The sequence below is a fragment of the Collinsella sp. AM28-11LB genome (assembly GCF_003469895.1).
Classification (GTDB): domain Bacteria; phylum Actinomycetota; class Coriobacteriia; order Coriobacteriales; family Coriobacteriaceae; genus Collinsella.
Genome location: NZ_QSKJ01000002.1, coordinates 1 through 21,213 on the forward strand (window position 1 = coordinate 1; position 21,213 = coordinate 21,213).

Annotated in this window: 20 protein-coding genes, 4 tRNA genes, 1 other RNA gene and 1 pseudogene; 22 read left to right on the forward strand and 4 right to left on the reverse strand. The window is 60.8% G+C overall.

The annotated features are described in order from the left end of the window. Window positions 1-411 precede the first annotated feature (411 nt). Entirely contained in the window at window positions 412-801 is a 390-nt protein-coding gene (locus tag DW732_RS01930) for a hypothetical protein (RefSeq protein ID WP_118098410.1), read from the forward strand. Between the two features lie 87 nt (window positions 802-888). On the opposite strand, the gene DW732_RS01935 is transcribed toward DW732_RS01930, so the two are convergent. Next, window positions 889-1,647: an HAD family hydrolase gene (locus tag DW732_RS01935; protein WP_117794727.1), complete on the reverse strand. Its 759-nt coding sequence runs from the start codon at window positions 1,645-1,647 to the stop codon at window positions 889-891. Between the two features lie 315 nt (window positions 1,648-1,962). Here DW732_RS01935 and rpsA point away from each other — a divergent pair, with 315 nt between their 5' ends. From rpsA to DW732_RS01950, 3 genes are all read left to right on the forward strand, one after another. Further along, the gene (gene rpsA / locus DW732_RS01940) at window positions 1,963-3,129 is read left to right on the forward strand and encodes a 30S ribosomal protein S1 (protein WP_022095232.1); all 1,167 of its coding nucleotides are present in this window, start codon (window positions 1,963-1,965) and stop codon (window positions 3,127-3,129) included. A 343-nt stretch (window positions 3,130-3,472) separates the two neighbouring features. Then, window positions 3,473-3,834, forward strand: an RNA gene (gene rnpB, locus DW732_RS01945) — RNase P RNA component class A. A gap of 224 nt (window positions 3,835-4,058) precedes the next feature. After that, complete coding sequence (locus DW732_RS01950) at window positions 4,059-4,697, forward strand: YigZ family protein (protein ID WP_199412323.1); 639 nt, start codon at window positions 4,059-4,061, stop codon at window positions 4,695-4,697. Window positions 4,698-4,764: 67 nt separating this feature from the next. On the opposite strand, the gene DW732_RS01955 is transcribed toward DW732_RS01950, so the two are convergent. Continuing rightward, window positions 4,765-5,211 (reverse strand): C-GCAxxG-C-C family protein, encoded by a 447-nt coding sequence (locus tag DW732_RS01955; RefSeq protein ID WP_117734986.1) that lies wholly within the window; start codon window positions 5,209-5,211, stop codon window positions 4,765-4,767. 233 nt (window positions 5,212-5,444) lie between these two features. On the opposite strand from DW732_RS01955, the gene DW732_RS01960 reads away from it, so the two are divergent. The 4 genes and pseudogenes from DW732_RS01960 to DW732_RS01975 form a co-directional block, all read left to right on the forward strand. Continuing rightward, window positions 5,445-6,728 carry an O-acetylhomoserine aminocarboxypropyltransferase/cysteine synthase family protein gene (locus tag DW732_RS01960; RefSeq protein ID WP_117799201.1) on the forward strand — a complete coding sequence of 428 codons (1,284 nt, stop codon included), beginning with the start codon at window positions 5,445-5,447 and terminating at the stop codon, window positions 6,726-6,728. 141 nt (window positions 6,729-6,869) lie between these two features. After that, window positions 6,870-8,174 carry an MFS transporter gene (locus DW732_RS01965; RefSeq protein ID WP_118098412.1) on the forward strand — a complete coding sequence of 435 codons (1,305 nt, stop codon included), beginning with the start codon at window positions 6,870-6,872 and terminating at the stop codon, window positions 8,172-8,174. A gap of 180 nt (window positions 8,175-8,354) precedes the next feature. Then, entirely contained in the window at window positions 8,355-8,933 is a 579-nt protein-coding gene (locus tag DW732_RS01970; RefSeq protein ID WP_117773615.1) for a xanthine phosphoribosyltransferase, read from the forward strand. A gap of 156 nt (window positions 8,934-9,089) precedes the next feature. Beyond that, window positions 9,090-9,398 (forward strand): annotated as a pseudogene (locus tag DW732_RS01975) (peptide chain release factor-like protein); the annotation flags it as partial. A gap of 21 nt (window positions 9,399-9,419) precedes the next feature. Here DW732_RS01975 and DW732_RS01980 read toward each other — a convergent pair. Together DW732_RS01980 and DW732_RS01985 are read right to left on the reverse strand one after the other, a co-directional pair. Beyond that, window positions 9,420-10,382 carry a diacylglycerol kinase family protein gene (locus DW732_RS01980; RefSeq protein ID WP_118098414.1) on the reverse strand — a complete coding sequence of 321 codons (963 nt, stop codon included), beginning with the start codon at window positions 10,380-10,382 and terminating at the stop codon, window positions 9,420-9,422. 87 nt (window positions 10,383-10,469) lie between these two features. Continuing rightward, window positions 10,470-11,891 (reverse strand): chloride channel protein, encoded by a 1,422-nt coding sequence (locus tag DW732_RS01985; protein WP_117743612.1) that lies wholly within the window; start codon window positions 11,889-11,891, stop codon window positions 10,470-10,472. Between the two features lie 217 nt (window positions 11,892-12,108). Here DW732_RS01985 and DW732_RS01990 point away from each other — a divergent pair, with 217 nt between their 5' ends. The 14 genes from DW732_RS01990 (at window position 12,109) to DW732_RS02050 (ending at window position 21,187) form a co-directional block, all read left to right on the forward strand. Further along, window positions 12,109-12,516 carry a hypothetical protein gene (locus DW732_RS01990; RefSeq protein ID WP_233539326.1) on the forward strand — a complete coding sequence of 136 codons (408 nt, stop codon included), beginning with the start codon at window positions 12,109-12,111 and terminating at the stop codon, window positions 12,514-12,516. Between the two features lie 10 nt (window positions 12,517-12,526). After that, entirely contained in the window at window positions 12,527-12,865 is a 339-nt protein-coding gene (locus tag DW732_RS10040; RefSeq protein ID WP_233539327.1) for a molybdenum cofactor biosynthesis protein B, read from the forward strand. A gap of 5 nt (window positions 12,866-12,870) precedes the next feature. Then, entirely contained in the window at window positions 12,871-13,059 is a 189-nt protein-coding gene (locus DW732_RS02000; protein WP_118098416.1) for an MBG domain-containing protein, read from the forward strand. A 15-nt stretch (window positions 13,060-13,074) separates the two neighbouring features. Next, window positions 13,075-13,371, forward strand: coding sequence for a hypothetical protein (locus DW732_RS02005; RefSeq protein ID WP_118098418.1), 297 nt, complete (start codon window positions 13,075-13,077; stop codon window positions 13,369-13,371). A gap of 118 nt (window positions 13,372-13,489) precedes the next feature. Then, complete coding sequence (gene brnQ / locus DW732_RS02010; protein WP_118098419.1) at window positions 13,490-14,848, forward strand: branched-chain amino acid transport system II carrier protein; 1,359 nt, start codon at window positions 13,490-13,492, stop codon at window positions 14,846-14,848. A 91-nt stretch (window positions 14,849-14,939) separates the two neighbouring features. Further along, a tRNA-Pro gene (locus DW732_RS02015) sits at window positions 14,940-15,016 on the forward strand. Between the two features lie 6 nt (window positions 15,017-15,022). Then, a tRNA-Gly gene (locus tag DW732_RS02020) sits at window positions 15,023-15,096 on the forward strand. A 115-nt stretch (window positions 15,097-15,211) separates the two neighbouring features. Next, window positions 15,212-16,048, forward strand: a complete 837-nt coding sequence (locus tag DW732_RS02025) for a formate/nitrite transporter family protein (protein ID WP_118098618.1) — start codon at window positions 15,212-15,214, stop codon at window positions 16,046-16,048. Between the two features lie 185 nt (window positions 16,049-16,233). Then, a complete protein-coding gene (locus DW732_RS02030; RefSeq protein ID WP_199569699.1) occupies window positions 16,234-17,283 on the forward strand; it encodes a hypothetical protein in 1,050 nt (349 codons plus the stop codon). A 5-nt stretch (window positions 17,284-17,288) separates the two neighbouring features. Further along, a complete protein-coding gene (locus tag DW732_RS02035; protein ID WP_118098421.1) occupies window positions 17,289-18,479 on the forward strand; it encodes a SelB C-terminal domain-containing protein in 1,191 nt (396 codons plus the stop codon). 62 nt (window positions 18,480-18,541) lie between these two features. Further along, window positions 18,542-18,638, forward strand: a tRNA-Sec gene (locus DW732_RS09830). Window positions 18,639-18,901: 263 nt separating this feature from the next. After that, complete coding sequence (gdhA, locus tag DW732_RS02040; RefSeq protein WP_118098423.1) at window positions 18,902-20,257, forward strand: NADP-specific glutamate dehydrogenase; 1,356 nt, start codon at window positions 18,902-18,904, stop codon at window positions 20,255-20,257. Between the two features lie 236 nt (window positions 20,258-20,493). After that, window positions 20,494-21,090, forward strand: coding sequence for an FAD binding domain-containing protein (locus DW732_RS02045; RefSeq protein WP_199569701.1), 597 nt, complete (start codon window positions 20,494-20,496; stop codon window positions 21,088-21,090). Window positions 21,091-21,103: 13 nt separating this feature from the next. Then, window positions 21,104-21,187: transfer RNA gene (locus tag DW732_RS02050), tRNA-Leu, on the forward strand. The last annotated feature ends 26 nt before the right edge of the window (window positions 21,188-21,213 follow it).

Sequence of the window (21,213 nt, forward strand, 5' to 3'; positions counted from 1 at the left end):
CCGGTGGGGCGGTCGCCGGTGAGCATGGTGAACTTCTCGGGGTGCTGCGGCAGGTCGGCGCGGATCTGGTTGCTGCGCTCGAGGCTGACCTCATAGCTGAGCTCGTTGGGCATGCTGTCTCCTTTTGGGTTGAGTGCCTGGCCGGCATTGTCGGTCTTGGTTGAAGATGAAGCTACCAGAGAAACGGCGTCTCTTGCCGGAATCAACGATGGTTTTCGCCGTGTCGTCCCGCAGGGTCGTTTCCCTTCTTGGGAAGGAGCCCCTCGATATGCTCGAGCCGCTCCTCATGGGCCACGTGCGCCGCGCGCTCCTCGGCGGCGAAAGCGGGGTCTCCGGGCGTGACGGTCTCATCTCGCTGTCGACTCCGGTACCACCGCGACGGCGCTCCTGAGCCTGCTCGTCGACAAGCCGGTGACTATCTACACCACCAACGGCTATGCATGTCGGTTTACGGGCGAGCTTGCTGCTAAGGTGGTGGTAATTGGCGGCGACTTCAACCCCGTTACCTGCTCGCTCACCGGTCCTATGGTTGAGAGCGCGCTGCGCGAGCTGTACTTTGACCGGGCGTTTATAGGTGTCAACGCGGTGGACGAGGACCGCGGCATCATGACGCCAGGTTATCCCGAGGCTATCAAAAAACGTATCGTGATGCAGAATTCCCAGGCGAGTTACGTACTCGCCGATAGCTCCAAGTTCCACGTGTTTTCAAATGTAAAGGTGTGCGACCTGGAGGGCTTTACTGTTATTTCCGACAAGCGCGACGCCAAAATCGGCGAACGCGTCAAAATGATCACGGCCTAGGACACTGGGGCATCGCATCTTGCCCTCAAGCCGTTGCCCACGTAATGAAGCGTGGGGCAAACGTGCGCCCCATTCCTGATTTGGGGACTAGCTTAGTTCGTCGGCTATTTGGTGCTCGTAGAAGGCTTCTGCTACGGCGTTAAAGTCGCGGGCGAAGTCTTCCATGGTTCCACGCCAGGTGGCTCGGCCGGGCTTTCCTTGGCCCACATAGGCGGTTTGAATGCCGCAGTCGGGGCTGGGGAAATCGCGCTTGGGGTCGTTGCCCACCATGAGGACCTCATGTGGCTCGAGCCCCATGACCTGCAGCTGCTCTAGATAATATGTGGCATCGGGCTTGCAGCGCGTAGCGTTGCCCATGTGCGTTACGAGCTCGAAGGGCGCGTCTGTCAGCTCGCCCCAGCCCATGCGGCACTCGATGGCGCCTTGAGGAAAGCTGGGGTTGGTGAAGAGCGCGCAGCGCAGCCCTGCGTCCTGTACGGCTTGAAGCGCGGCGTGCGCACCCGGCATGGCTTTTGCGTTGATCATGTCATCGTTCTTGTACGGCAGAACTTCGTGATCGTAGTAGGTAAACGCCTCGTAGATAAGTGGGTCCGAGAGGCAAATGCCGCACCGGCGCTCGACCTCGGTCTGGTAAAACTCAAGATTGGTGCGATTGTCCGTGCTGCTGCGGCGATTGGCGTTGAGGTCGACCAGGATGGTGCCGAGGCGCGCCATCGTGCCCCCGCGGCTGCGACGTCCGATATCCGCGAGCATCGACGAGACATCCTTAAAATAGCGAAGGATGAACGCGTTGAGGTTGATGCTAAGAAGCGTCTCGTCCATATCGAAAACGACTGCTTTGAGCACGCGGGCACCTTTCTCGAAAAATCGTTCCAGAATCGTATGTCTGGGATACTTTACCCCAAAGCAGTGTGCCTAGCTGCTCATCGTCAACTTGTGGAGACAGTCGTTCACAAGATTGCGAAAAAGTCTCCATACGAGTAAAAAATCGCAGTTCACGCTTGAAATCGAAGCGATTTCCCCGTAATCTATACGAACGTGATTGCATAAGCGTCACATCAGTATCTGTCGGCTCCCGAGTGTTCCTAAACGTTGTGTGCTTGTCGCACCCTTCTGTAGGTCCTAGCAATCGGGGCCCCGTAGTTCGAAAGGGGTCCACCTTTGAGTGAGATTCAGAACTCGTCCATTTTCTCTCTTGACGATGTCAACGAGGAGGAGATGAACAACCTCATCGACGGTACGATTACCGACTTTGATGAGGGCGATCTCGTTAACGGCACTGTCGTTAAGATCGAGCATGACGAGGTGCTCGTTGACATCGGATTCAAGTCCGAGGGCGTTATCCCGGTCCGCGAGCTGTCCATCCGCAAGGACGCTAACCCTGCAGACATCGTTGCACTCGGTGATCCCATCGAGGCCCTGGTTCTCCAGAAGGAGGACAAGGACGGTCGTCTGGTCCTGTCCAAGAAGCGTGCCGAGTACGAGCGTGCTTGGAACCGCATCGAGGAGAAGTTCAACTCCGGCGAGAACGTCGAGGGCGAGGTTATCGAGGTTGTCAAGGGCGGCCTGATTCTCGACATCGGCCTGCGCGGCTTCCTGCCCGCTTCCCTCGTCGACCTCCGTCGCGTCAAGGACCTCACCTCTTACATGGGCACCCGCATCGAGGCCCGCGTCATCGAGATGGACCGCAACCGCAACAACGTCGTCCTCTCCCGTCGCGTCGTGCTCGAGGAGTCCCGTAAGGCCGAGCGCTCCGAGATCCTGTCCAAGCTCAAGTCTGGCATGCGTCTCCAGGGCACCGTTTCCTCCATCGTCGACTTCGGCGCCTTCGTCGACCTCGGCGGTATCGACGGCCTCATCCACATCTCCGAGCTCTCCTGGAACCACGTCAACCATCCTTCCGAGGTTGTCAAGGTCGGCCAGGAGGTCGAGGTCGAGGTTCTCGACGTCGATCTCAACCGCGAGCGCATCTCCCTGGGTCTCAAGCAGACCACCGAGGATCCGTGGCGCGCACTGGTCAAGAAGTATCCCGTCGGCGCTATCGTCGAGGGCACTGTGACCAAGCTTGTCCCGTTCGGCGCTTTCGTCGACCTGGGCGAGGGCATCGAGGGCCTGGTGCACATCTCCGAGATGGCCAACAAGCACGTCGATCAGCCTTCTCAGGTCACCCACGTAGGCGACAAGGTTCAGGTCAAGGTCATGGAGATCGACCTCGACCGTCGTCGTATCTCCCTGTCCATGAAGTCCGCTGCTGAGACTCTGGGCGTCGAGATCGAGGTTACCCCGCTGCCTTCCGAGAAGAAGGACGAGGAGACCGACGCCGAGTAAATCGGTTTGACGATCACTTGTTTTAAGGGATCCGTCCGTAATGGACGGGTCCCTTTTTGCATTTACTGCCGAGATGTTCGGTAGTGCCTGCGCGTAACGCTGCTTGGGCTATTCGCTTGCTATTGAGTTGTCGGTGCATGAAAAAACGCCGACATCCCGCCTCGGGGAGGAGGCGGGAACGCACCGAGTAGACGGAGGGGTGCGGAGCGCGGTCGCGTCTCGACTGACAACGTTGCCCATCGGCGTTCCTATTGTACTGCATGACATGGTTCTTGGTTTATCGTGTCGAGCGCTTGTGTTGTGCCGCTGCCTATGCTGACGGTGTGCTACACTCTTGCACTGCTGAGTGGGCCAGACGGTCGCGCGATGTGCTGCTTGCAGCACGCGTGAGGAAAGTCCGGGCTCCAGAGGGCGGGATGCCGGCTAACGGCCGGGCGGAGTGATCCGACGGAAAGCGCCGCAGAAAAGAAGACTCCCACCTGCGCCGCAAGGCGTAAAGGGAAAAGCTGAAACGGTGGTGTAAGAGACCACCAGCGTCGTGGCAACACGGCGGCTTGGCAAGCCCCATCCGGAGCAAGCGCGAATAGGAACGCTATGGGCCGGCCCGGTCCGCGTTCGGGTAGCGTGCGTGGAGCTGCACGGTAACGTGCAGGCAAGATAAATGACCGTTCACGACAGAACCCGGCTTATAGGCCTACTCAGCTATCTTGTTGACGCTGCGACGGCGTCAGCTGGCCGATTTGGCGCTCATTCGTCGGTCGCCGCCATAAGGCGTGCTCCCTCCTCTTTCGGGCCAAATCGACTCAGCTGACGCCGTCTCGCTGTTTTTGCCTGGTCATCGGCGTCGCCGTTCTATTTACCGGGGTAAACGGTACGGCCTTTGCCGTATTATTGAGGCTGTTTGTTGCTTTGCTTGTTGTTGAGGGGCTTTGTTGGACAGCTATTTTACTCTGCAATCGAATATTGAGGCTTCGGGCGAGTTTGTGGACCGTAAGAGCCGGTTTATTGCCCAGCTGGTCCATATTGAGTCTGAGGATGAGGCGAATACCTTTATCGAGATGGTCCGCAAGCGTCATTACGATGCTCGACACAATGTTCCCGCTTGGATTTTGGTCGATGGACGCGAGCGTCAGAGCGACGACGGTGAACCGAGTCGAACCAGCGGCATGCCGACGCTCGAGGTGCTTCGCGGTGCTGGGCTCAAAAATGTTTGCTGCGTGGTAACGCGCTATTTTGGTGGCACGCTGCTGGGGCCTGGTGGCTTGGTGCGCGCCTATACCGCGGCGACGCAGGCGGCGGTGGCGGCGGCTCAGGAGTCCGGGCAGATCGTCGAGATGACGAGCGTCGTGCCTGTTGACGTGCGTGTGGCCTATCCGCAGTATGAGCAGGTGCTTCGTTTGGCGCAGGATTGTGGTGCCAAGGTTTCGGATACCGATTACGCGGATGCCGTGACGATTCATTTGGTGTTTAAGGCGGGGGAGCAGGAGTCGTTTTGCGCCAAGATGCGCGAGCTTATGGCCGGTCGCGAGGAGATCGAGGTCGGCGCTCCCGAATTTGCTGAGTTCTAACGGCGACGGCCGGCGTGCTTTTGGATGGATCCCAAGCGTGCCGGCCGTCGTTTTCTGTTGCTGCCGTTTACTCGGCGAGCTGCTTTAGCATATCGCAGGCGATCTCGACGGCATCGTCGATGCAGCCGGGGCAGCTGCGGAGCGGACCCTTATCCGATCCGATGCCCTTGAGCGTGCCGCAGACGGTCGTCGTGTTCTTCTCGCCAAAACGCTTGGCGATCTCGCGCGACAGCTTGTAGGTCTTGCCCTTGGACTTGGGGTTTTCCATGCCGTCGCTCATTACAAAGCCCATGATGGCCACGGCGCCCGAGATGGCGCCGCAGGTTTCGGTCATACCGCCCATGCCGGCGCCAAAGCCCTCGGTGAGGGTAAAGGCGACCTGGGGGTCGAGTCCGACGGCAGGCGCGAGCGTGCAGGCGACGGCCTGTGCGCAGTTAAAACCGCGGGCGTGGTATTCGGCAGCCTGAGCTTGGCAGGCGGCGGCGTCGAGCTGGGCAGTATCGATTTGCTTCATCGTTGTCTCCTTGATCACGGTGTACCCGCCTATGGTACCCTTGCTGGCGCACTCACTCATCGAGACCCCAGCGCATATCTTATTGTTTTTCGCCATCGAACGCTTTCTTAAGATTTGGGACAAATAAACCTGATTTATTTGTCCCATAACCTATTGGCGGGATGGGTTGAGAGGGGTGCGGGGTAGCGGTATCGTGAACCGAATAAAACAAAACCCAAGTAAGGGAGTTGGATATGAGCGAGCAGACCATCGGTACCACGTGTGTTCAGGGCGGTTATCGCCCGGGCGATGCGGAGCCGCGCCAGGTGCCCATCTACCAGTCCACCACGTGGAAGTACGACACGTCCGAGCACATGGGCAAGCTTTTTGACCTGGAGGAATCGGGCTACTTCTACAGCCGTCTGCAGAATCCCACGTGCGATCTGGTTGCCGCCAAGATCTGCGAGATGGAGGGTGGTACCGCTGCGATGCTCACGAGTTCGGGCATGGCTGCGAACTTCCTTGCGATCTTTAACGTGGCCGGCGCCGGCGATCACGTGGTCGCCAGTTCTGCCATCTATGGCGGTACCTACAACCTGCTCGCCCATACCATGGGTCGTATGGGTCTGACTTGCACGTTTGTGGCCCCTGACTGCACCGATGAGGAGCTCGAGGCTGCCTTCCGCCCCAACACCAAGCTCGTCTTTGGCGAGACCATCGCCAACCCCGCCCTTGCCGTGCTCGATATTGAGCGCTTTGCCAAGGCCGCGCATGACCATGGCGTGCCGCTGATGGTCGACAACACCTTCCCGACGCCCGTGATGTGCCGTCCCTTTGAGTGGGGCGCCGACATCGTTACGCACTCTACCACCAAGTACATGGATGGACACGCTGCCTACCTGGGCGGCGTGATCGTCGACCACGGCCAGTTTGACTGGATGGCCCATGCGGATAAGTTCCCGGGTCTCACCACGCCCGATGAGAGTTACCACGGCGTGACGTATGCCGAGAAGTTCGGTCGCGAGGGTGCCTTCATTACCAAGGCAACCGCTCAGCTCATGCGCGACCTTGGCCCCATGCAGAACCCGCAGGCGGCGTTCTTCTTGAACAGCTCGCTCGAGAGCCTGCATGTGCGCATGCCGCGTCATTGCGAGAACGGCCTGGCCGTTGCCAAGTTCCTGCAGAGCCATCCCAAGGTGCGCTTTGTGAGCTATCCGGGTCTGGAGGGCGACAAGTACTATGACCTGGCTCAGAAGTACATGCCCAACGGTACTTGTGGCGTCGTGAGCTTTGGCTTTAACGGTGGTCGTGCGGCGGCCGAGACCTTTATGAAGAGCCTTAAGCTCGCCCAGATCGCTACGCACGTGGCCGATGCGCGCACCTGCTGCTTGCATCCGGCAAACGCCACCCATCGCCAGATGAACGATGAGGAGCTCATCGCCTGTGGCATCTCCGCCGACATGGTGCGTCTGTCGTGCGGCCTCGAGGACACGGCCGATCTGATTGCCGACCTTGAGCAGGCGCTTGAGCAGTGCTAGGCTAGCGTTCGCACAAGGCGCCGATGCTGGCAGAAAGCTTCGGTGACCTTTCGTTCCGATTCCGTAGGCGGGACCCCAATCGCGACTGTTTGCAGACGATTGGGGCCCCGTTTTTGCGTTGGGCCACTCGAAAGGATGGATATGGAGAAAACTGCAGAGCAGCTGCGCCGCGAGCACATTGCCCTAGAAGGCGACACCCATGGCAAGAACAAATGGGCGATTCTGTTTACCGTGCTCATCATGACGTTTATGTCGTGTCTGGATTCGACCGTCGTGACCGTGGCGTTGCCCGTGATGCAAAAGGAGCTGGGCGTGGGCCTCGACCACATCCAGTTGGTGAGCTCGGTGTACCTGCTTGCGACATGCGTGGCTATGCTGCCGTTTGGCCGCTTGGGCGACGTGCGCGGCAAGGTGGGCGTATTCCAGCTGGGTGTAATCGTCTTTACGGTCGGATCGTTGCTGTGCGGGCTGTCGGCCTCGCTCGAGGTTCTTATTCTGGCTCGCATTGTCCAGGGCGTCGGTTGCGCGGCGTCCATGGCCAACAACATGGGCATTATTACCGAGTCGTTTCCGGCGCGCGAGCGCGGCCGCGCCATGGGCATTCTCGCGACCTTCGTGGCCCTCGGCATGATGTGTGGCCCCGTGCTGGGCGGAATGCTGGTGGCAAGCTTTCCCTGGGAGAGTATCTTCCTCATCAACCTGCCCATTGGCGTCATCTCGTTTATCGTGGGGCTTTACACGCTGCCGCATGTTAAGCCGGAGGCCGGCGAGTGCCCCATGTCCCTGATCGAGGCTGCTCGCCGCTGCTTTGCAAATTCGGCTTTCACCATCAACCTTGCCTGCATGCTCATTGTGTTCGTTGGTATTGGCGCATCCGAGTTTATTCTGCCGTTCTATTTTCAGGATGCGCATGGGTTTGGTTCCGACATTTCCGGATTGCTCTTTTTGGCGCTGCCGATGGTGAATGCCTTTATCGGCCCGCTTTCGGGTACGGTTTCGGACCGTGTTGGCTGCGAGGGTCCCACGGCGGTCGGCCTAGGCGTGTACGTATGCGGTCTTTTTGCGGTAAGCACGCTCGACGAGCACTCTTCCATCCCTGTGATCGTGTGTTGCGTCGCGTTTATGTCGTGCGGTACGTCGATTTTCCAGAGCCCCAATAACTCGCTGTATATGGGCTCGGCTCCGCGCGAAGCGCTCGGCTTTGCGGGCAGCCTGGGTAGCCTGGCGCGCTATGCGGGTATGGCAGTGGGCATTACAGCGGCATCGCATATCCTGTATGGGCAGATGAGCGTGGCGATGGGCGAGGCCGTGACCAGTATTGTTGCAGGTCGTCCGGATGTGTTCCTGTTTGGTTTTCGCTCGGTATTCTACGTGCTCATGGCTGTGGCGGCAGCGGGCTTTGCGCTCGCCATGGTGCGTTTGGTGAGGATGCGCGCCCGCCATTAGCTTGCGAAGGCGGCTATCGGCCCATTGAAAGTAGCTAAAAGAGCCCCGTCCCAAATTAGCTGGTCTTGCGGCTTTATGGTGCGCAGGGGCTTGTGGGGCGGGCGGGGGTCGGTCCGTGGTAGACTACCGAACAACGTTTATTAATCGCGCGGCATCCTTGCCGCGAGAAGGGGTTGCCTCATGCAGGAGCTTGAGGATCGTATTCGCCATGACGGCATCGTAAAGGCCGGTAACGTCCTTAAGGTTGATGCCTTCCTCAATCACCAGTGCGACGTTGAGCTGTTTGACCACATGGGCGCCGAGTGGGCCCGTCTGTTCGAGGGCGTCGAGATCAACAAGATCCTGACGATTGAGGCTTCGGGCATTGGCATGGCCTGCATCGCGGCTCAGCATTTTGGCGGTGTGCCGGTGGTCTTTGCCAAGAAGGCGCAGTCCATCAACCTCGACGGCGAGCAGTATGCCACGACCATCTACTCCTTTACCAAGCAAAAGGAGTACCCGGTCATCGTTGGTAAGCGTTTCCTGTCCGAGGGCGACAAGGTCCTGATCATCGACGACTTCTTGGCCAACGGCTGCGCGCTCGAGGGTCTTATCAAGATCTGCGAGGCTGCGGGTGCCGAGGTGTCCGGCATTGGCATTGCGGTGGAGAAGGGCTTCCAGGGCGGTGGCGATAAGCTCCGCGAGCGTGGCTTCCGCGTTGAGAGCCTGGCCCGTATCGCCGATATGGACTGCGAGAACGGCGAGATCACCTTCGCCTAAGCGTGCAACACAAGCGATTGGTATGCGATGTGACAAAGGGACTGTCCCTTTGTCACATTTTTTTGTATGAGGGGAGGTGTTGATATGGATGAGAACAAGATGGGATGGCGCGAGTATGCGGGCTATGCCGCGATGTCGGCTGAGGAGTTGGCGCGCGATTGCGAGGTGCAGGTGTTTCGCGCGACAGGTCCGGGCGGTCAGGGCGTGAACACGACGGACTCGGCGGTGCGCATGAAGCATGTGCCCACAGGGATTACCATGACGGCGCGCGAAAGCCGTAGTCAGTTCCAAAATCGCGCGAGCTGCCTGCGCAAGCTGCGCGCCGAGCTTGAGCGTCGCGGGCGTCCACCGCGCCGACGCGTAAAGACCAAGGTGCCCCAGCGCTCTCGCCAGCGCAGGCTCAACGACAAGCACTTCAATGCCATTAAAAAGGCCAACCGACGCAAGCCGGGCAGGGACGAGTAGTCGCTTGTTCCACTGGTCTTGCTAGCGGGTGGGGTGCCAAACTTGGAGGGCGCCGCCGAGGACGTCGACCTCGATGCGCGAGGCGACAACGGGCTCGCCATCGGCTTGGATGGGGTAATCGGGCTGCTCGAAGGTGAGCTCGGCATGGCAGCAACGGCGCATACGAACCGGCGGCAGCTTGGTGTGGTGGCCGTCCTTGGCCGAAAGAAACATGGGTAGGGCAACCGCGCGGGGGACGGGGCCGCAGGCGTAGCAGACGTCGAGTATGCCGTCGCAGGGGTCGGCATCGGGACAGATGCGATAGCCCGAGCCGTAGGTGGGGCCCAGCTGAATCGCCATGATGATCGCCCGCACGCGCTCGGCGGGCGCGCCGTCAAAGCTGACCGTTATGGGGTAGTTGCGATAGCACAGACCAAACTGCTCAAGTCCCGAGAGGGTGTAGAGCGGAGCACCCGTCAAGCCGGTCTTTTTGCGCAACTCGGTGGTGCCCAGGCCAATAGCGGCATCGATGCCGACCGAGAGCGTCTGGCCGTAGTACTCCACCGAAGCCTCGCCGCTTCCGCTTGCGGGGTTCCATGAGCGAATACGCCCGATGTCCTGACGTTGCAGCTCACAGGTGAGCAGCGCGCCAAAATCCTTACCGGAGAAATCGTCGATTCCGAGCGTCTGGGCAAAATCGTTGCCGGAGCCCACGGGCAGGACGGCAAGGGCGGGACGGATGGTCTCTTCCTGCGCCATGAGCCCATTGACAACCTCGTGGATCACGCCGTCGCCGCCGAGTGCGATAACCGTGCGGTAGCCCTGGGCCTGTGCGGCAAGTTCCTTGGCATGCCCCATGCGCTCGGTCAGCACCAAGTCAAACTGGGACGCGCGCGCCGTCATGTCCAAAAAGCGTTGCAGGCGCTCGGCGACCTCGCGCGCGGCGCCCGACTGGGCGGCAGGATTGGCGATGATGAGCGTGCGACCAAAGTCAGTTGCGTGCATGGGGCGACTCCCGGCGTGTGGCATGACGGTGCGGTCGCGCTCGGGTCGAATTGCCCCCGATTGTGGCTGCACGGCGAATACTAACGTCTACTCTATCAGGTCGTTGTGGCGCTCGATAGCCTCTGCCACCGTGTGACCCTCGTCCACGATAAGCGAGCGGCACTTAGGGGACACAATGCGCTGGGCGGGATACACGCCACGGTGGCCGCCGGTTAGGTAGCTGATAAAGGCCACGATGACAAAGAAGCCTGCGGCCGTTCCATGGAACAGGTCGATAGCCATCATGCAGGTGGTGATGGGCACGTTGAGGCCGGCGCAGAAGACGCCGAGCATGCCGAGGGCCGCCATAAAGCTCGGGTCGAGTCCAGCGAGGCAGCCGATCCATCCGCCGAGCGCCGCACCGATACCAAACAGGGGCGTAACCTCGCCGCCTTGGAAGCCCGCGCCCAGGGTAAGCGCTGTGACGACGAGTTTGATGGCCGCATCGGCAAGGGTCGTGTTGCCGGCGAAACCGGCGCCCGAGAGCCAGGTGGCAAGGCCGGCATACTTCCAGGCGTCGAGTATCGCGTAGGCCGCGAGCACCACGAGCGCGCCCACGAGTGCGCGAGCAAGGTAGTTGGTGATAAAGCGACCGTACAGGCTTTTGACGGTTCGAACCGACCAGGCAAAGAGACGTGCCGTCAGGCCAAAGATAATGCCTCCGATAACGACGATGGCAACCGTTCTGGGCGTCATGTCGGGAACGCTGGCGATGACGTTGCTCTCGTACTGGGTGCCCATAGCGAGTGACGTAAAGTAGCCGGTAAACGAGGCGACCAGGCAGTAGATGCCCGCGGTGTAGTCGATCTTGCCGATAAAGCACATCTCCATGCCAAAGAAAGCTCCGGCAAGGGGCGAACCGAATACGGCGCCAAAGGCCGATGAGATGCCGGCGAGCATGAGGTCATGGTGGTCATGCTTTTTGAGGTGGGCGAGGCTCGAGATGTTGCTGGCGATGGTGCCGCCAATCTGCACTGCGGCTCCCTCGCGACCGGCCGATCCGCCCGTTAGGTGCGTGAGCGTGGAGCAGACGAAGGTGAGGACGGCCATGCGCATATGGATGAGGCGTGTGCCCAGAGCGGAGTCGATGACCAGGTTGTTGCCACGCTTGGCGGCAAGACCGTGGTTCTTGTAGACCCACGCGGTGGCCACGCCCACGACGGGGAGCAGGGCGTAGACCCACGCATGGTGCTCTCGATAATCGGTCGCGATATCCAGCGAGGCCAAAAACGCCCAGGCGGCAACGCCCATGGCGAGCGAAACGACAACGACGAGCGCGAGCAACTTGGCACTCGCGAGCATGTTACGGGCATTGCGGCGCGTGTCGGCGGCCAAGATCTGCTCAGAGCGGGTGAGCTGGTTGCGACCGCTGATGATCAAGTCGGCCGGAGAGAAGGTTCTGCCGTCTTTGTCCTGACGGGCGTCATCAGACGGGTCGAGTGTATTTTCACGTTTATCGATAAAAGCCATAACGTCCTCTTATTTGTTGTGATGCATGCATTATAGGACGGCGCCCTCAGTCTCAAGGCGATTGGCAGGTTTCGGATCTGTTACGAGAGGCGCGTAGCCGACAGGTGTATTTGCCGTTGCGGGCCATGTCTTGAGCGGGCAGCGGGGGATTATACTGAACCAAACATAAAGAATCGGCGCCGCCGTTGCGCGCCGTGGCATGTAAGATCGCATCTCGATGCGTCCCGGCAAGGCCATCACGTTTGGCCTGCTTGGGGGCAAGCCGTTTTTGGGGCTTTCGGGCAATCCCGCGGCGGCGTATGTGGGCTTTGAGATGCTCGCCCGCCCCGCGATCCGCAAGATGCGCGGCTTTGCCGAGGGTACGCGTCCCGTGCAGCAGGCGATATTGACGCACGGCGTGAAGAAGCGCCAGGACCGACGCTTCTTCGATCGCACCACGGTTTTGCGCGACCCCGAGACCGGTGAGCTGCTGGTGACCGAGGCCAAGACGCAGAATTCGGCGCTACTCGGCACGATGCAGCGGGCCAACTGCCTGCTGCGTATTGACGAAGGGCCGTGTGAGCTCAAGGCGGGAGATGTCGTGGATGTTGTCCGCGTCGATCTGCCCGAGGGAACGGTGCTATAGGAGGAATGCTATGGAGTTGAAGATTTCGATCGTGACGTGCTCGGATACGCGCGACCTTGCCCAGGACGAGGCAGGTGCCGCACTCGAGGAGCTTATCGAGGCGCAGGGATGGACGGTCGCCTCACATGTGGTCGTGCGCGACGACGTCAGCGAAATCGGTGATGCCATTGTGGAAGCCGCCGATGAGTGCCACGCCAATGTCGTGCTCACCTGCGGCGGAGTAACCTTACGGGCTGCTCCGCCTTTTTATGCAGCGACAGTGCGGGCCGTCTCGTGGTTATTGGTAAAAGAAAATTATCAGGCGAGAGAGATTTATCATAAACATTATTCGCGCGAAAGCATAATCTAGTAACGGTGAAGGTTGACGACACCGAGCGCTTCGAGGGAGAGACGAACCCAGCGTTTACCTCGAGCCTTGAGAGGGCGGTCGATACCTCGGGCGTGAAGGTCGAGTACTCCTGCGTCGCCGACGAGAGTTCCCCGACGGGCGAGTACCAGATCGAGGCGACGGTCACCGACCCGAACTTTGATGTCACGGTTTAGCTCGGTACGCTGACGGTGAAGAAGAAGCCGGAGCCCGGCAACCCGGACCCGGATAAGCCCGGGACGCCCGATTCCGAGCGGCCGGATTCAAAGGATCCGACAAAACCAGGTAGTTCGGATGACTCCGCAGTCGATAAGGCAAAGGCATCGGGCGCGGAAAACTCCGGCAAGAAGGAGTCTTCCAAGACGAGCGCTCAGCAGCTCGCCGATACGGGCGATCACGCGCCATTGGCAGTCGCCGTGGCTGCGGGCGCCGTTGCGCTTATCGCAATAGCGCTCGAGCTGCTGCGTCGTCGTCGCTCGGACGCGTAACGGCTCAAAAGGGGTGGCTAGATTGAAGCTTTGCACGATTTAGTCTGCTAAAGCATATATACTTGCGGGACGGGTCTTTTGCCCGTCCCGTTTTTGTCTCGACTCGAAAGGTGGTCCCATGGCCTCATCCGCTCCCCGCGGCCTGCGCTCCGACCATGTCCTCACTGTCGGCATTGCCCTGTTCTCGATGCTCTTTGGCGCCGGCAACCTCATTATTCCGCCGCTGCTGGCGCTGCAGGCAGGTTCTGCCACGCCGGTCGCCATGCTCGGCTTTCTCATCGCCGCCATCGGCCTGCCCGTCATGGGCTTTATCGCCGTGGCACTTGCCGGAACGGCGCGCGAGCTTGCCGGCCGCGTGCACCCCAAGTTTGGCGAATTCTTTGTCGCGGCGGTGTATCTGGCCATCGGCCCGTGCTTGGCCATTCCGCGCACGAGCTCAACAGCCTTCGAGATGCTGGTGCCGCTGCTGCCCGAGGGCGTCTCGCTCGCCACGGCTCGCCTGGTGTTCGCCGTCGGATTCTTTATCGTCGCATTTGCGCTCACGCTGCGTCCCGGCGTCATCACGCGCGTGCTCGGCCGCATTACGGGCCCCGCGCTCATCGCCCTTATCGTGTTGGTCGTGGGTGCTGCCGTGGTCTCGCCGCTGGGTCCCGCTGCCGCGCCGCAGGCTCCCTATAATGCCGGCGCTGCCGTGCAGGGCTTTTTGACCGGCTACCAGACCATGGACCTGCTCGCCTCGCTCGCCTTTGGCATCATCATCGCCGAGATTATCCACGAGCTGGGCGTTACCGATGACAAGCGCGTTGCCTTCGAGATTTCGCGCTCCGGCGTGATCGCCGGTGTGCTCATGGCCATCATCTACTGCGGCCTAGCACTTGCCGGCACGCAACTCAGCACCGTGATGCCCGATGCCACCAATGGCGCCGCCATCCTCGCTCGCTCTGCCTCCATGCATTTTGGCCTTGCCGGAACGGTCGTGGTCTTTGCGATCTTCTTCCTCGCTTGCATGAACGTGTGCATCGGGCTCATCAGCTGCTGTTCGCGCTATTTCTGCGAGACGTATGTGGTCAAAGGGGGAGCGGAGGCTTCCGAGGAGGCCATGCGCCGTCCCTTTGCGGTTCTCGCCTTTGTGTTCGCGGCGTTTTCGTGCGTGCTCTCCAACGTGGGTCTCGACATGATCCTCATGTTCTCGGTGCCCATGCTCAACGCCCTGTACCCCGTCGCCATCGTGCTGGTGCTTATGGGTCTGGTGCACGGTTTTTGCGACGCGCATCCGCAGGTGTGGGTCTGGGTCGGCGGCGTTGTCGCGGTCCAGAGCGTGATCACCTCGGTCCGCGATGCGTTCTTTACGGGCGCGTGGCTGCCGTTCGATGCGCTGCCGCTGGCAGACATTGGAGCCGCGTGGGCGCCGGTTGCCGTGGTGGCGTTTGTGATCGGCCTGCTCCACAGCCGGTTTGTCGCACATTCGAGGAGCTAGGGTATCGTCACTTGCACAGGCGGGGAGTCTCCCCTATAATTTCCTTCGCTTTGGGACACGCAAGGTTTAGACCTTAGCTGCTCAACACCTTCGGGACGTGGCGCAGTTTGGTAGCGCGCCTGCTTTGGGAGCAGGATGTCGCAGGTTCAAATCCTGTCGTCCCGACCATATCTTGCGGGCGTAGTTCAATGGTAGAACCCCAGCCTTCCAAGCTGATGACGCGGGTTCGATTCCCGTCGCCCGCTCCATGTAATTTGCAGGTCAGAGGTACATTTACTTCTGGCCTGTTTTGTTTTTGCCCATCTTCGCGGGACATGTTTATGACCAATGTTTGTCCCACATCGTACGAAAGTAGTGATTGCCATGGCACAAAGTAAGGCAGAATATCCCACTCCCGACTGCCTGGCGCCCGCCGCGATCGAGGCCAAGACCGAGGCTGCCGGTGTTGCCAAGGTCAGCCTGCCGGTCTCGAAGGCTTTTTTGCTCGCCATGTTCGCCGGCGCGTTTATCGCCTTCGGCGGCCTGTTCTTCACGGTCTTTCTGAGCGACCCCACGCTTGGCTGGGGCGCCCAGCGCTTCGTGGGCGGTCTTGCTTTTTGCCTGGGACTGGTGCTCGTGCTCATTTGCGGCGCGGAGCTGTTTACCGGTAACTCGCTTATGGTCTGCGCGCTTAAGAGCAAAAAGATCACGCTCGTCCAGATGCTCAAGGCTTGGGCTATTGTGTGGATCGGCAACTTTGCCGGCGCCCTGTTCGTTGTCTTTTTGATTTACATGGCAGCTATTTATAAGCTCAACGGCGAGGCCGTCGCCAACACCATGGTGAGCGTCGCCGCCGGTAAGGTTACGATCGACGCCGTTACCATCTTCTTCCGCGGCATTCTGTGCAACATCTTTGTCTGCCTGGCCGTATGGATCGGCACTGCCGGCAAGACCGTGGTCGATAAGGTCGTGGGCATTTTGCTGCCTATCGCTGCCTTTGTGGCCTGCGGTTTTGAGCACTGCGTTGCCAACATGTACTTTTTGCCCATGGGCATTTTGATGCATTCCTGCGGCTATGGAGCCGATGTCGCCGGCGCCGATGCCCTCAACGCCGCCGGGCTGGCGCTCAACCTTTCGGTCGCCACGCTGGGCAATATCGTGGGCGGCGCCCTGATCGTGGCGCTGGGCTACTGGTTTATTTACGCCAATAAAGAGGCCTAAAGGACCCAACCCATAATCGACCAAAAAGGGACAGGTTTATTTTGGCAGGTTTTGGACGAGGCACTTCGCCGTCTTGTCGCGAGCTGCCATAATGGACCTGTCCCTTTTGCATACGTCTCGTCACATTTTGGCCGATGACGACCAAAGGGGACCCGCATTTTATTGAACATGTCGAAAGGCTTTCCATGAGCGACTGCGAATCCATGCCTTCCGAGGTGCGCGACCGCCTGCGCTCCATTCCCGCCTTTCACGAGCTGCTGGCCGAGTGGCCGGTCATGAAGGCTGCCGGCGATGCAGGCGACATGATTGTGCGCGAGGCGATTGATGCCGAGCTCGATGCCGAGCGCGAGGCGATTCGCTCTGGCGCCCCTGCTAGGAATAAGCGCGAGCTCGCCTTGGCCATCGAGCAGCGGTGCCACCGACTGTCGCTGCCGACCCTGCGCCCTGCCGTCAACGCGACGGGCGTTGTGATTCACACCAATCTGGGCCGCGCTCCGCTTGTTCCCGCAGCGGTGCAGGCGGTGACCGATGTTGCCCGCGGCTACAGCACGCTTGAGTATGACGTCGCGACCTGTGCCCGTGGGGGCCGCAAAGAGCACGCCGCGCGTCTGCTGCGCAAGCTTCGCGAGGCTCAGTTCGAAGAGGTCGTGGAGCTGCAGGTTGTCGAGGGCGCCTCTACTCCCGGCGGCGGATCGCTGCCGACTGTCGAGCTCCCAACATTTTGCGTTGCCGTCTGCCCTGTCGATGGGCGCCTATCCGCCGATGGCCTAAAGCGCGCCTTGGTTCAGGAGCCCGATACGCCGGTTGTGACGCGCGTGCGCCACGACCAGGTGCTGTTTGACGTTCGCACGCTTTTGCGCGACACCGACCTTGATCTCGATGTCGAGGCGTTTCTGGACGGGACCGTGTTTGCGGGGGCGTCGATAGTGCCGGTGTCCTCCAAGACGGGCGAGGGCCTGGACGAGCTGCTTACGGCGCTCGATAACGCGGTTTGCTCGTGCTGGTCGGATCGCCTGGAGGCGACCACTGGCTCGGGCGCCGCGCCCCGTCTTCCCATCGACCGTTGCTTTAGCATCCGCGGCACCGGAACCGTCGTGTCGGGTACGCTGCACGACGGTCCCGTTTCGGTTGGCGATGAGCTCGTTGCGCTGCCGTCGCAAACGCGCTGTCGCGTGCGCGGGGGCAGGTTCACGGGGATACCCAGTGCGCGGTTCCCGGCAAGCGCGTCGCCCTGAACCTGGTGGGCGATGGCGAGGCGGGCCTCAAGCGCGGCGAGATGCTCGGCGTCGAGGGTCGCGTGGGCCAGACGCTGCGCTTTTTGATGCAACTGACATATGTGGGGCGCGATGGCGTGCGATCCGGCGTTCTTGCTTCGGGTACGCGCATGCACGTCATGGCGGGCACGGCCGAGGTGCTCGGCCGCATTATGCTTTTGGACGACGAGCCGCCCCTCGCGGTCGGCGAGACGCGTGTGGTGCAGGTGCGCCTGGAACGGCCGCTGCCGTTGCGCGTCGGCGATCAGGCCGTCATTCTGTCGTATTCGCCAGTTTCGCTGCTTGGTGGCGGACGCGTCCTGCTTTCGCACTGTCGCCGCGCGCGGGCTCTGTCGGCGGGGGAGCGCGCGTTGTATGCGGCGCTTGAGATCGGAGATGTCGCGGACGGGGTACGCACGTGGCTAGCGCTGCAGACGCTACCTGTCGCTGCTTCCACTGTTGCTGCAGCGCTCGATCTTGTTACCGGCGAGGTCGAGGTCGTTTTGCGTGGGCTTGTGGACCAGACTGCCGTGTGCGAGCTTGCCGCGGGCGATGCGGTGTTCTACGCAGATGCCTCGGCCCTCGATACTGCAATGGATGTGCTGGCTGCTGCCTTGTCCTCGATGCACGCGGCGGCTCCCAAAGAGATCGGCTTTACGTCCGGTGCGGTCGCGCATATGGCTTGGCCGGGCGCCGGCAACGATGTCGCGATGGCACTTATTGCCGAGGGCTGCGCGCGTGGCGTGTGCACCGTCGAAGGTGCCGAGGTGATCGACCCGCATTCCGCTGCTGCGGCGATACGCGTGGTACGCGAGGCTGGCCAGCGTATCGTTGCCCTGCTGGACGAGGCTGGTCTTAATGCGCCGACGCTTCCCGAGGTGGGCGAGCAGCTTCAGCTCGATCGCGACACCATGACGCGCGCCCTGCGCGAGCTTTCGCTTAACCGCTCGATCGTTAAGGTCGAGCGTGACGTTGCCTTGTCCGCCGCCGCCGAGGCTCATGCGCGTGAGGTTGTTGCGACGGCTATCGAGGCTGCTGGCGGTGCCGCCACCACGAGTGTGCTGCGTGAAGCTCTGGGCGTGTCTCGCAAGCGAACCATCAGCATCTTGGAGCATCTGGATGCCGTGCGCTTTACAGTGCTCGACAAGGAGGCCGGCGGTCTGAGATTGCTGCGCTAGCGGCCTCCGCATCGCTCTTTTCGGTTATGGTCTGTTCGGTTTGGTAAAATACCGCCACGCTTGGGAACGGATGTGCCCCGGTGGGCCCCGCGGTCCTCAAAACCGTTGCGAGGCGTGCAAAACGTCTTGGATGTGTTCGATTCACATACGTTCCCGCCAACGCATCGCGCCAAAACCACCACAAAGGTGCCTGTCCCCTTTGTGGTGGTTTCGAAACGTGCGAGAAACAGCTTTGAAACACGCGATTTGCACGTCAGGCGGTCAAAAACCCATCTACCTGCATCGTAATCAAAATGAAACATCCGCCCGCGGTCTTATTCGTAACTTTGCCGCAACAGTGCGATATTATCCATACACGATAAAGCTCGCGGCGCATAGGGTGCCGCGACCGACACTTTTCGTTTCCCATCATTGGAGGAAGCATGAGCTACACGCAGAAAGTTCTCGAAGAGCTCAAGGCCCGCTATCCCGAGCAGCCTGAGTTCATCCAGGCCGCGACCGAGATCCTCGGCACCATCCAGCCGGCGCTCGACGCCCACCCCGAGTACGAGGAGGCCGCCCTGCTTGAGCGCCTTGTCGAGCCCGAACGCATCGTCATGTTCCGTGTTCCCTGGGTCGACGACCAGGGCAAGGTTCAGGTCAACCGCGGTTACCGCGTCGAGTTCAACTCTGCCATTGGACCCTACAAGGGCGGCCTGCGCTTTAACCCGACGGTCACCCTGGGTATGCTCAAGTTCCTGGGTCTGGAGCAGATCCTCAAGAACAGCCTGACCACCCTTCCCATGGGCGGCGGCAAGGGCGGCTCCGACTTTGACCCCAAGGGCAAGTCCAACAACGAGATCATGCACTTCTGCCAGTCCTTCATGACCGAGCTCTATCGCCACATCGGCCCCAACACCGACGTCCCCGCCGGCGACCTGGGCGTTGGCGGCCGCGAGGTTGCCTACATGTTCGGTCAGTACAAGCGCCTGACCAACGAGTGGACCGGCGTCCTCACCGGCAAGGGCCTCTCCTTTGGCGGCTCGCTCGCCCGTACCGAGGCCACCGGCTACGGCCTGGTCTACTTTGTGGACGAGTACCTCAAGAGCCGCGGCGACTCCTTCGAGGGCAAGAACGTCGTCGTTCACGGCTCCGGCAACGTCGCTATCTACGCCGTCCAGAAGGTTTCCCAGCTCGGCGGCAAGGTGCTGGCCTGCTCCGATACTCACGGCTGGGTCGAGGATCCCGACGGCATCGACTACTCCGTGCTCGAGCACGTCTACAACCAGAAGCGTTCCGGTCACGATAAGGGCGTCACGCTCGCCATGTATGTTGACGAGAAGCCCAACGCCGTGTGGCACGAGGGCGACGGCCGCGGCGTGTGGCAGCTGCCCTGCGACATCGCGCTGCCCTGTGCTCGCGAGAACACGCTGCTGCTCGAGGACGCCCAGGCGCTCGTCGCCAACGGCTGCAAGGCGGTCGGCGAGGGCGCAAACATGCCCACGACCATCGAGGCCACGACCTACTTCCAGGAGAACGGCGTCGCCTTTATGCCTGGTAAGGCTGCCAACGCCGGTGGCGTGCTCGTGTCCGGCCTGGAGATGAGCCAGAACGCCGAGCACCTGTCCTGGACCTTCGAGGAAGTCGACGGTAAGCTCGAGCAGCTCATGCGCGGCATGTTCCACAACGTGGACGACACCGCCAAGGAGTATGGCCAGGAGGGCAACTTTGTCATGGGCGCCAACATCGCCGGCTTCCTGAAGGTCGCCGACGCCATGCTTGCTCAGGGCGTCTGCTAAATCCAGCTCAACATAGCTCCGTTCAGCACCAGCTGATGCACCTAAGGCTCTCGACCATATCGTCCGGGAGCCTTTTTCTATGGTGGCGAGGGCCGTGCGCCCTCGTTTGGTACACTTAGAGGTACTGGACAAGTAAAGAGATGGGGGAGAACTTGCTCAAGTTCGGTACCTATGTCCGTGTTGGAAACGCGGCCGAAGCCTATGAGCTCTTGCAGTAAAACCGCAACAACAAGATTGTGGGCGGCGGCATCTGGATGCGCCTGGGATCGCGTCGCGTGGCGACGGCGATTGACCTTTCGGCCTGCGGACTCGATCAGATCGAGGAGACCGAGACCGAGTTTCGCATCGGCGCCATGTGCACCCTGCGCCAGCTCGAGCGCCATGCCGAGCTCAACGCGCTCGTCAACAATGTGTTTGAGTTTGCCGTCCACGACATTGTGGGCGTGCAGCTGCGCAATACCGCCACGGTGGGTGGCAGCATCTACGGCCGCTTTGGCTTCTCGGACGTGCTCTCCGCCTTCCTCGCGCTCGATTCCTATGTTGAGCTGACGGGTGCCGGCCGCGTGCCGCTCGCCGAGTTCGTGGACATGGGTTACGTGCGTGACGTGATCGAGCACATCGTGGTCGTCAAACACGACTACCGCGCGAGCTACGAGGCCGTACGCTTTAGCTACCCACACTTCGAATTCGGCCCCGAGCTCGAATGCCTTGGTGGGGTAGATAAAATAGCCCCGTCCCAAATTAGCTACCCTGAGCCATCGGCAACTCGTGGTGAGGTCGTGAGCCAAAAACGTGTGCGTGCGCTTGCCGTTCGTATCTGCTATCATTCCTAGTCTGTGCGCACATGCGGGCGTGGCGGAATTGGTAGACGCGCCAGATTTAGGTTCTGGTGGGATTCCCGTGAAGGTTCGAGTCCTTTCGCCCGCACCAACGCATCTGCGTCGGCTCCCGCCGTC

What these genes read in the sequence shown, in the direction of transcription:
- DW732_RS01955 (WP_117734986.1), bottom strand. Translation starts at nt 5,211, where the DNA reads ATGAAGCAAATCGATACTGCCCAGCTCGACGCCGCCGCCTGCCAAGCT.
- DW732_RS01960 (WP_117799201.1), top strand. Translation starts at nt 5,445, where the DNA reads ATGAGCGAGCAGACCATCGGTACCACGTGTGTTCAGGGCGGTTATCGC.
- DW732_RS01965 (WP_118098412.1), top strand. Translation starts at nt 6,870, where the DNA reads ATGGAGAAAACTGCAGAGCAGCTGCGCCGCGAGCACATTGCCCTAGAA.
- DW732_RS01970 (WP_117773615.1), top strand. Translation starts at nt 8,355, where the DNA reads ATGCAGGAGCTTGAGGATCGTATTCGCCATGACGGCATCGTAAAGGCC.
- DW732_RS01980 (WP_118098414.1), bottom strand. Translation starts at nt 10,382, where the DNA reads ATGCACGCAACTGACTTTGGTCGCACGCTCATCATCGCCAATCCTGCC.
- DW732_RS01985 (WP_117743612.1), bottom strand. Translation starts at nt 11,891, where the DNA reads ATGGCTTTTATCGATAAACGTGAAAATACACTCGACCCGTCTGATGAC.
- DW732_RS01990 (WP_233539326.1), top strand. Translation starts at nt 12,109, where the DNA reads ATGCGTCCCGGCAAGGCCATCACGTTTGGCCTGCTTGGGGGCAAGCCG.
- DW732_RS10040 (WP_233539327.1), top strand. Translation starts at nt 12,527, where the DNA reads ATGGAGTTGAAGATTTCGATCGTGACGTGCTCGGATACGCGCGACCTT.
- brnQ (WP_118098419.1), top strand. Translation starts at nt 13,490, where the DNA reads ATGGCCTCATCCGCTCCCCGCGGCCTGCGCTCCGACCATGTCCTCACT.
- DW732_RS02025 (WP_118098618.1), top strand. Translation starts at nt 15,212, where the DNA reads ATGGCACAAAGTAAGGCAGAATATCCCACTCCCGACTGCCTGGCGCCC.
- DW732_RS02030 (WP_199569699.1), top strand. Translation starts at nt 16,234, where the DNA reads ATGAGCGACTGCGAATCCATGCCTTCCGAGGTGCGCGACCGCCTGCGC.
- gdhA (WP_118098423.1), top strand. Translation starts at nt 18,902, where the DNA reads ATGAGCTACACGCAGAAAGTTCTCGAAGAGCTCAAGGCCCGCTATCCC.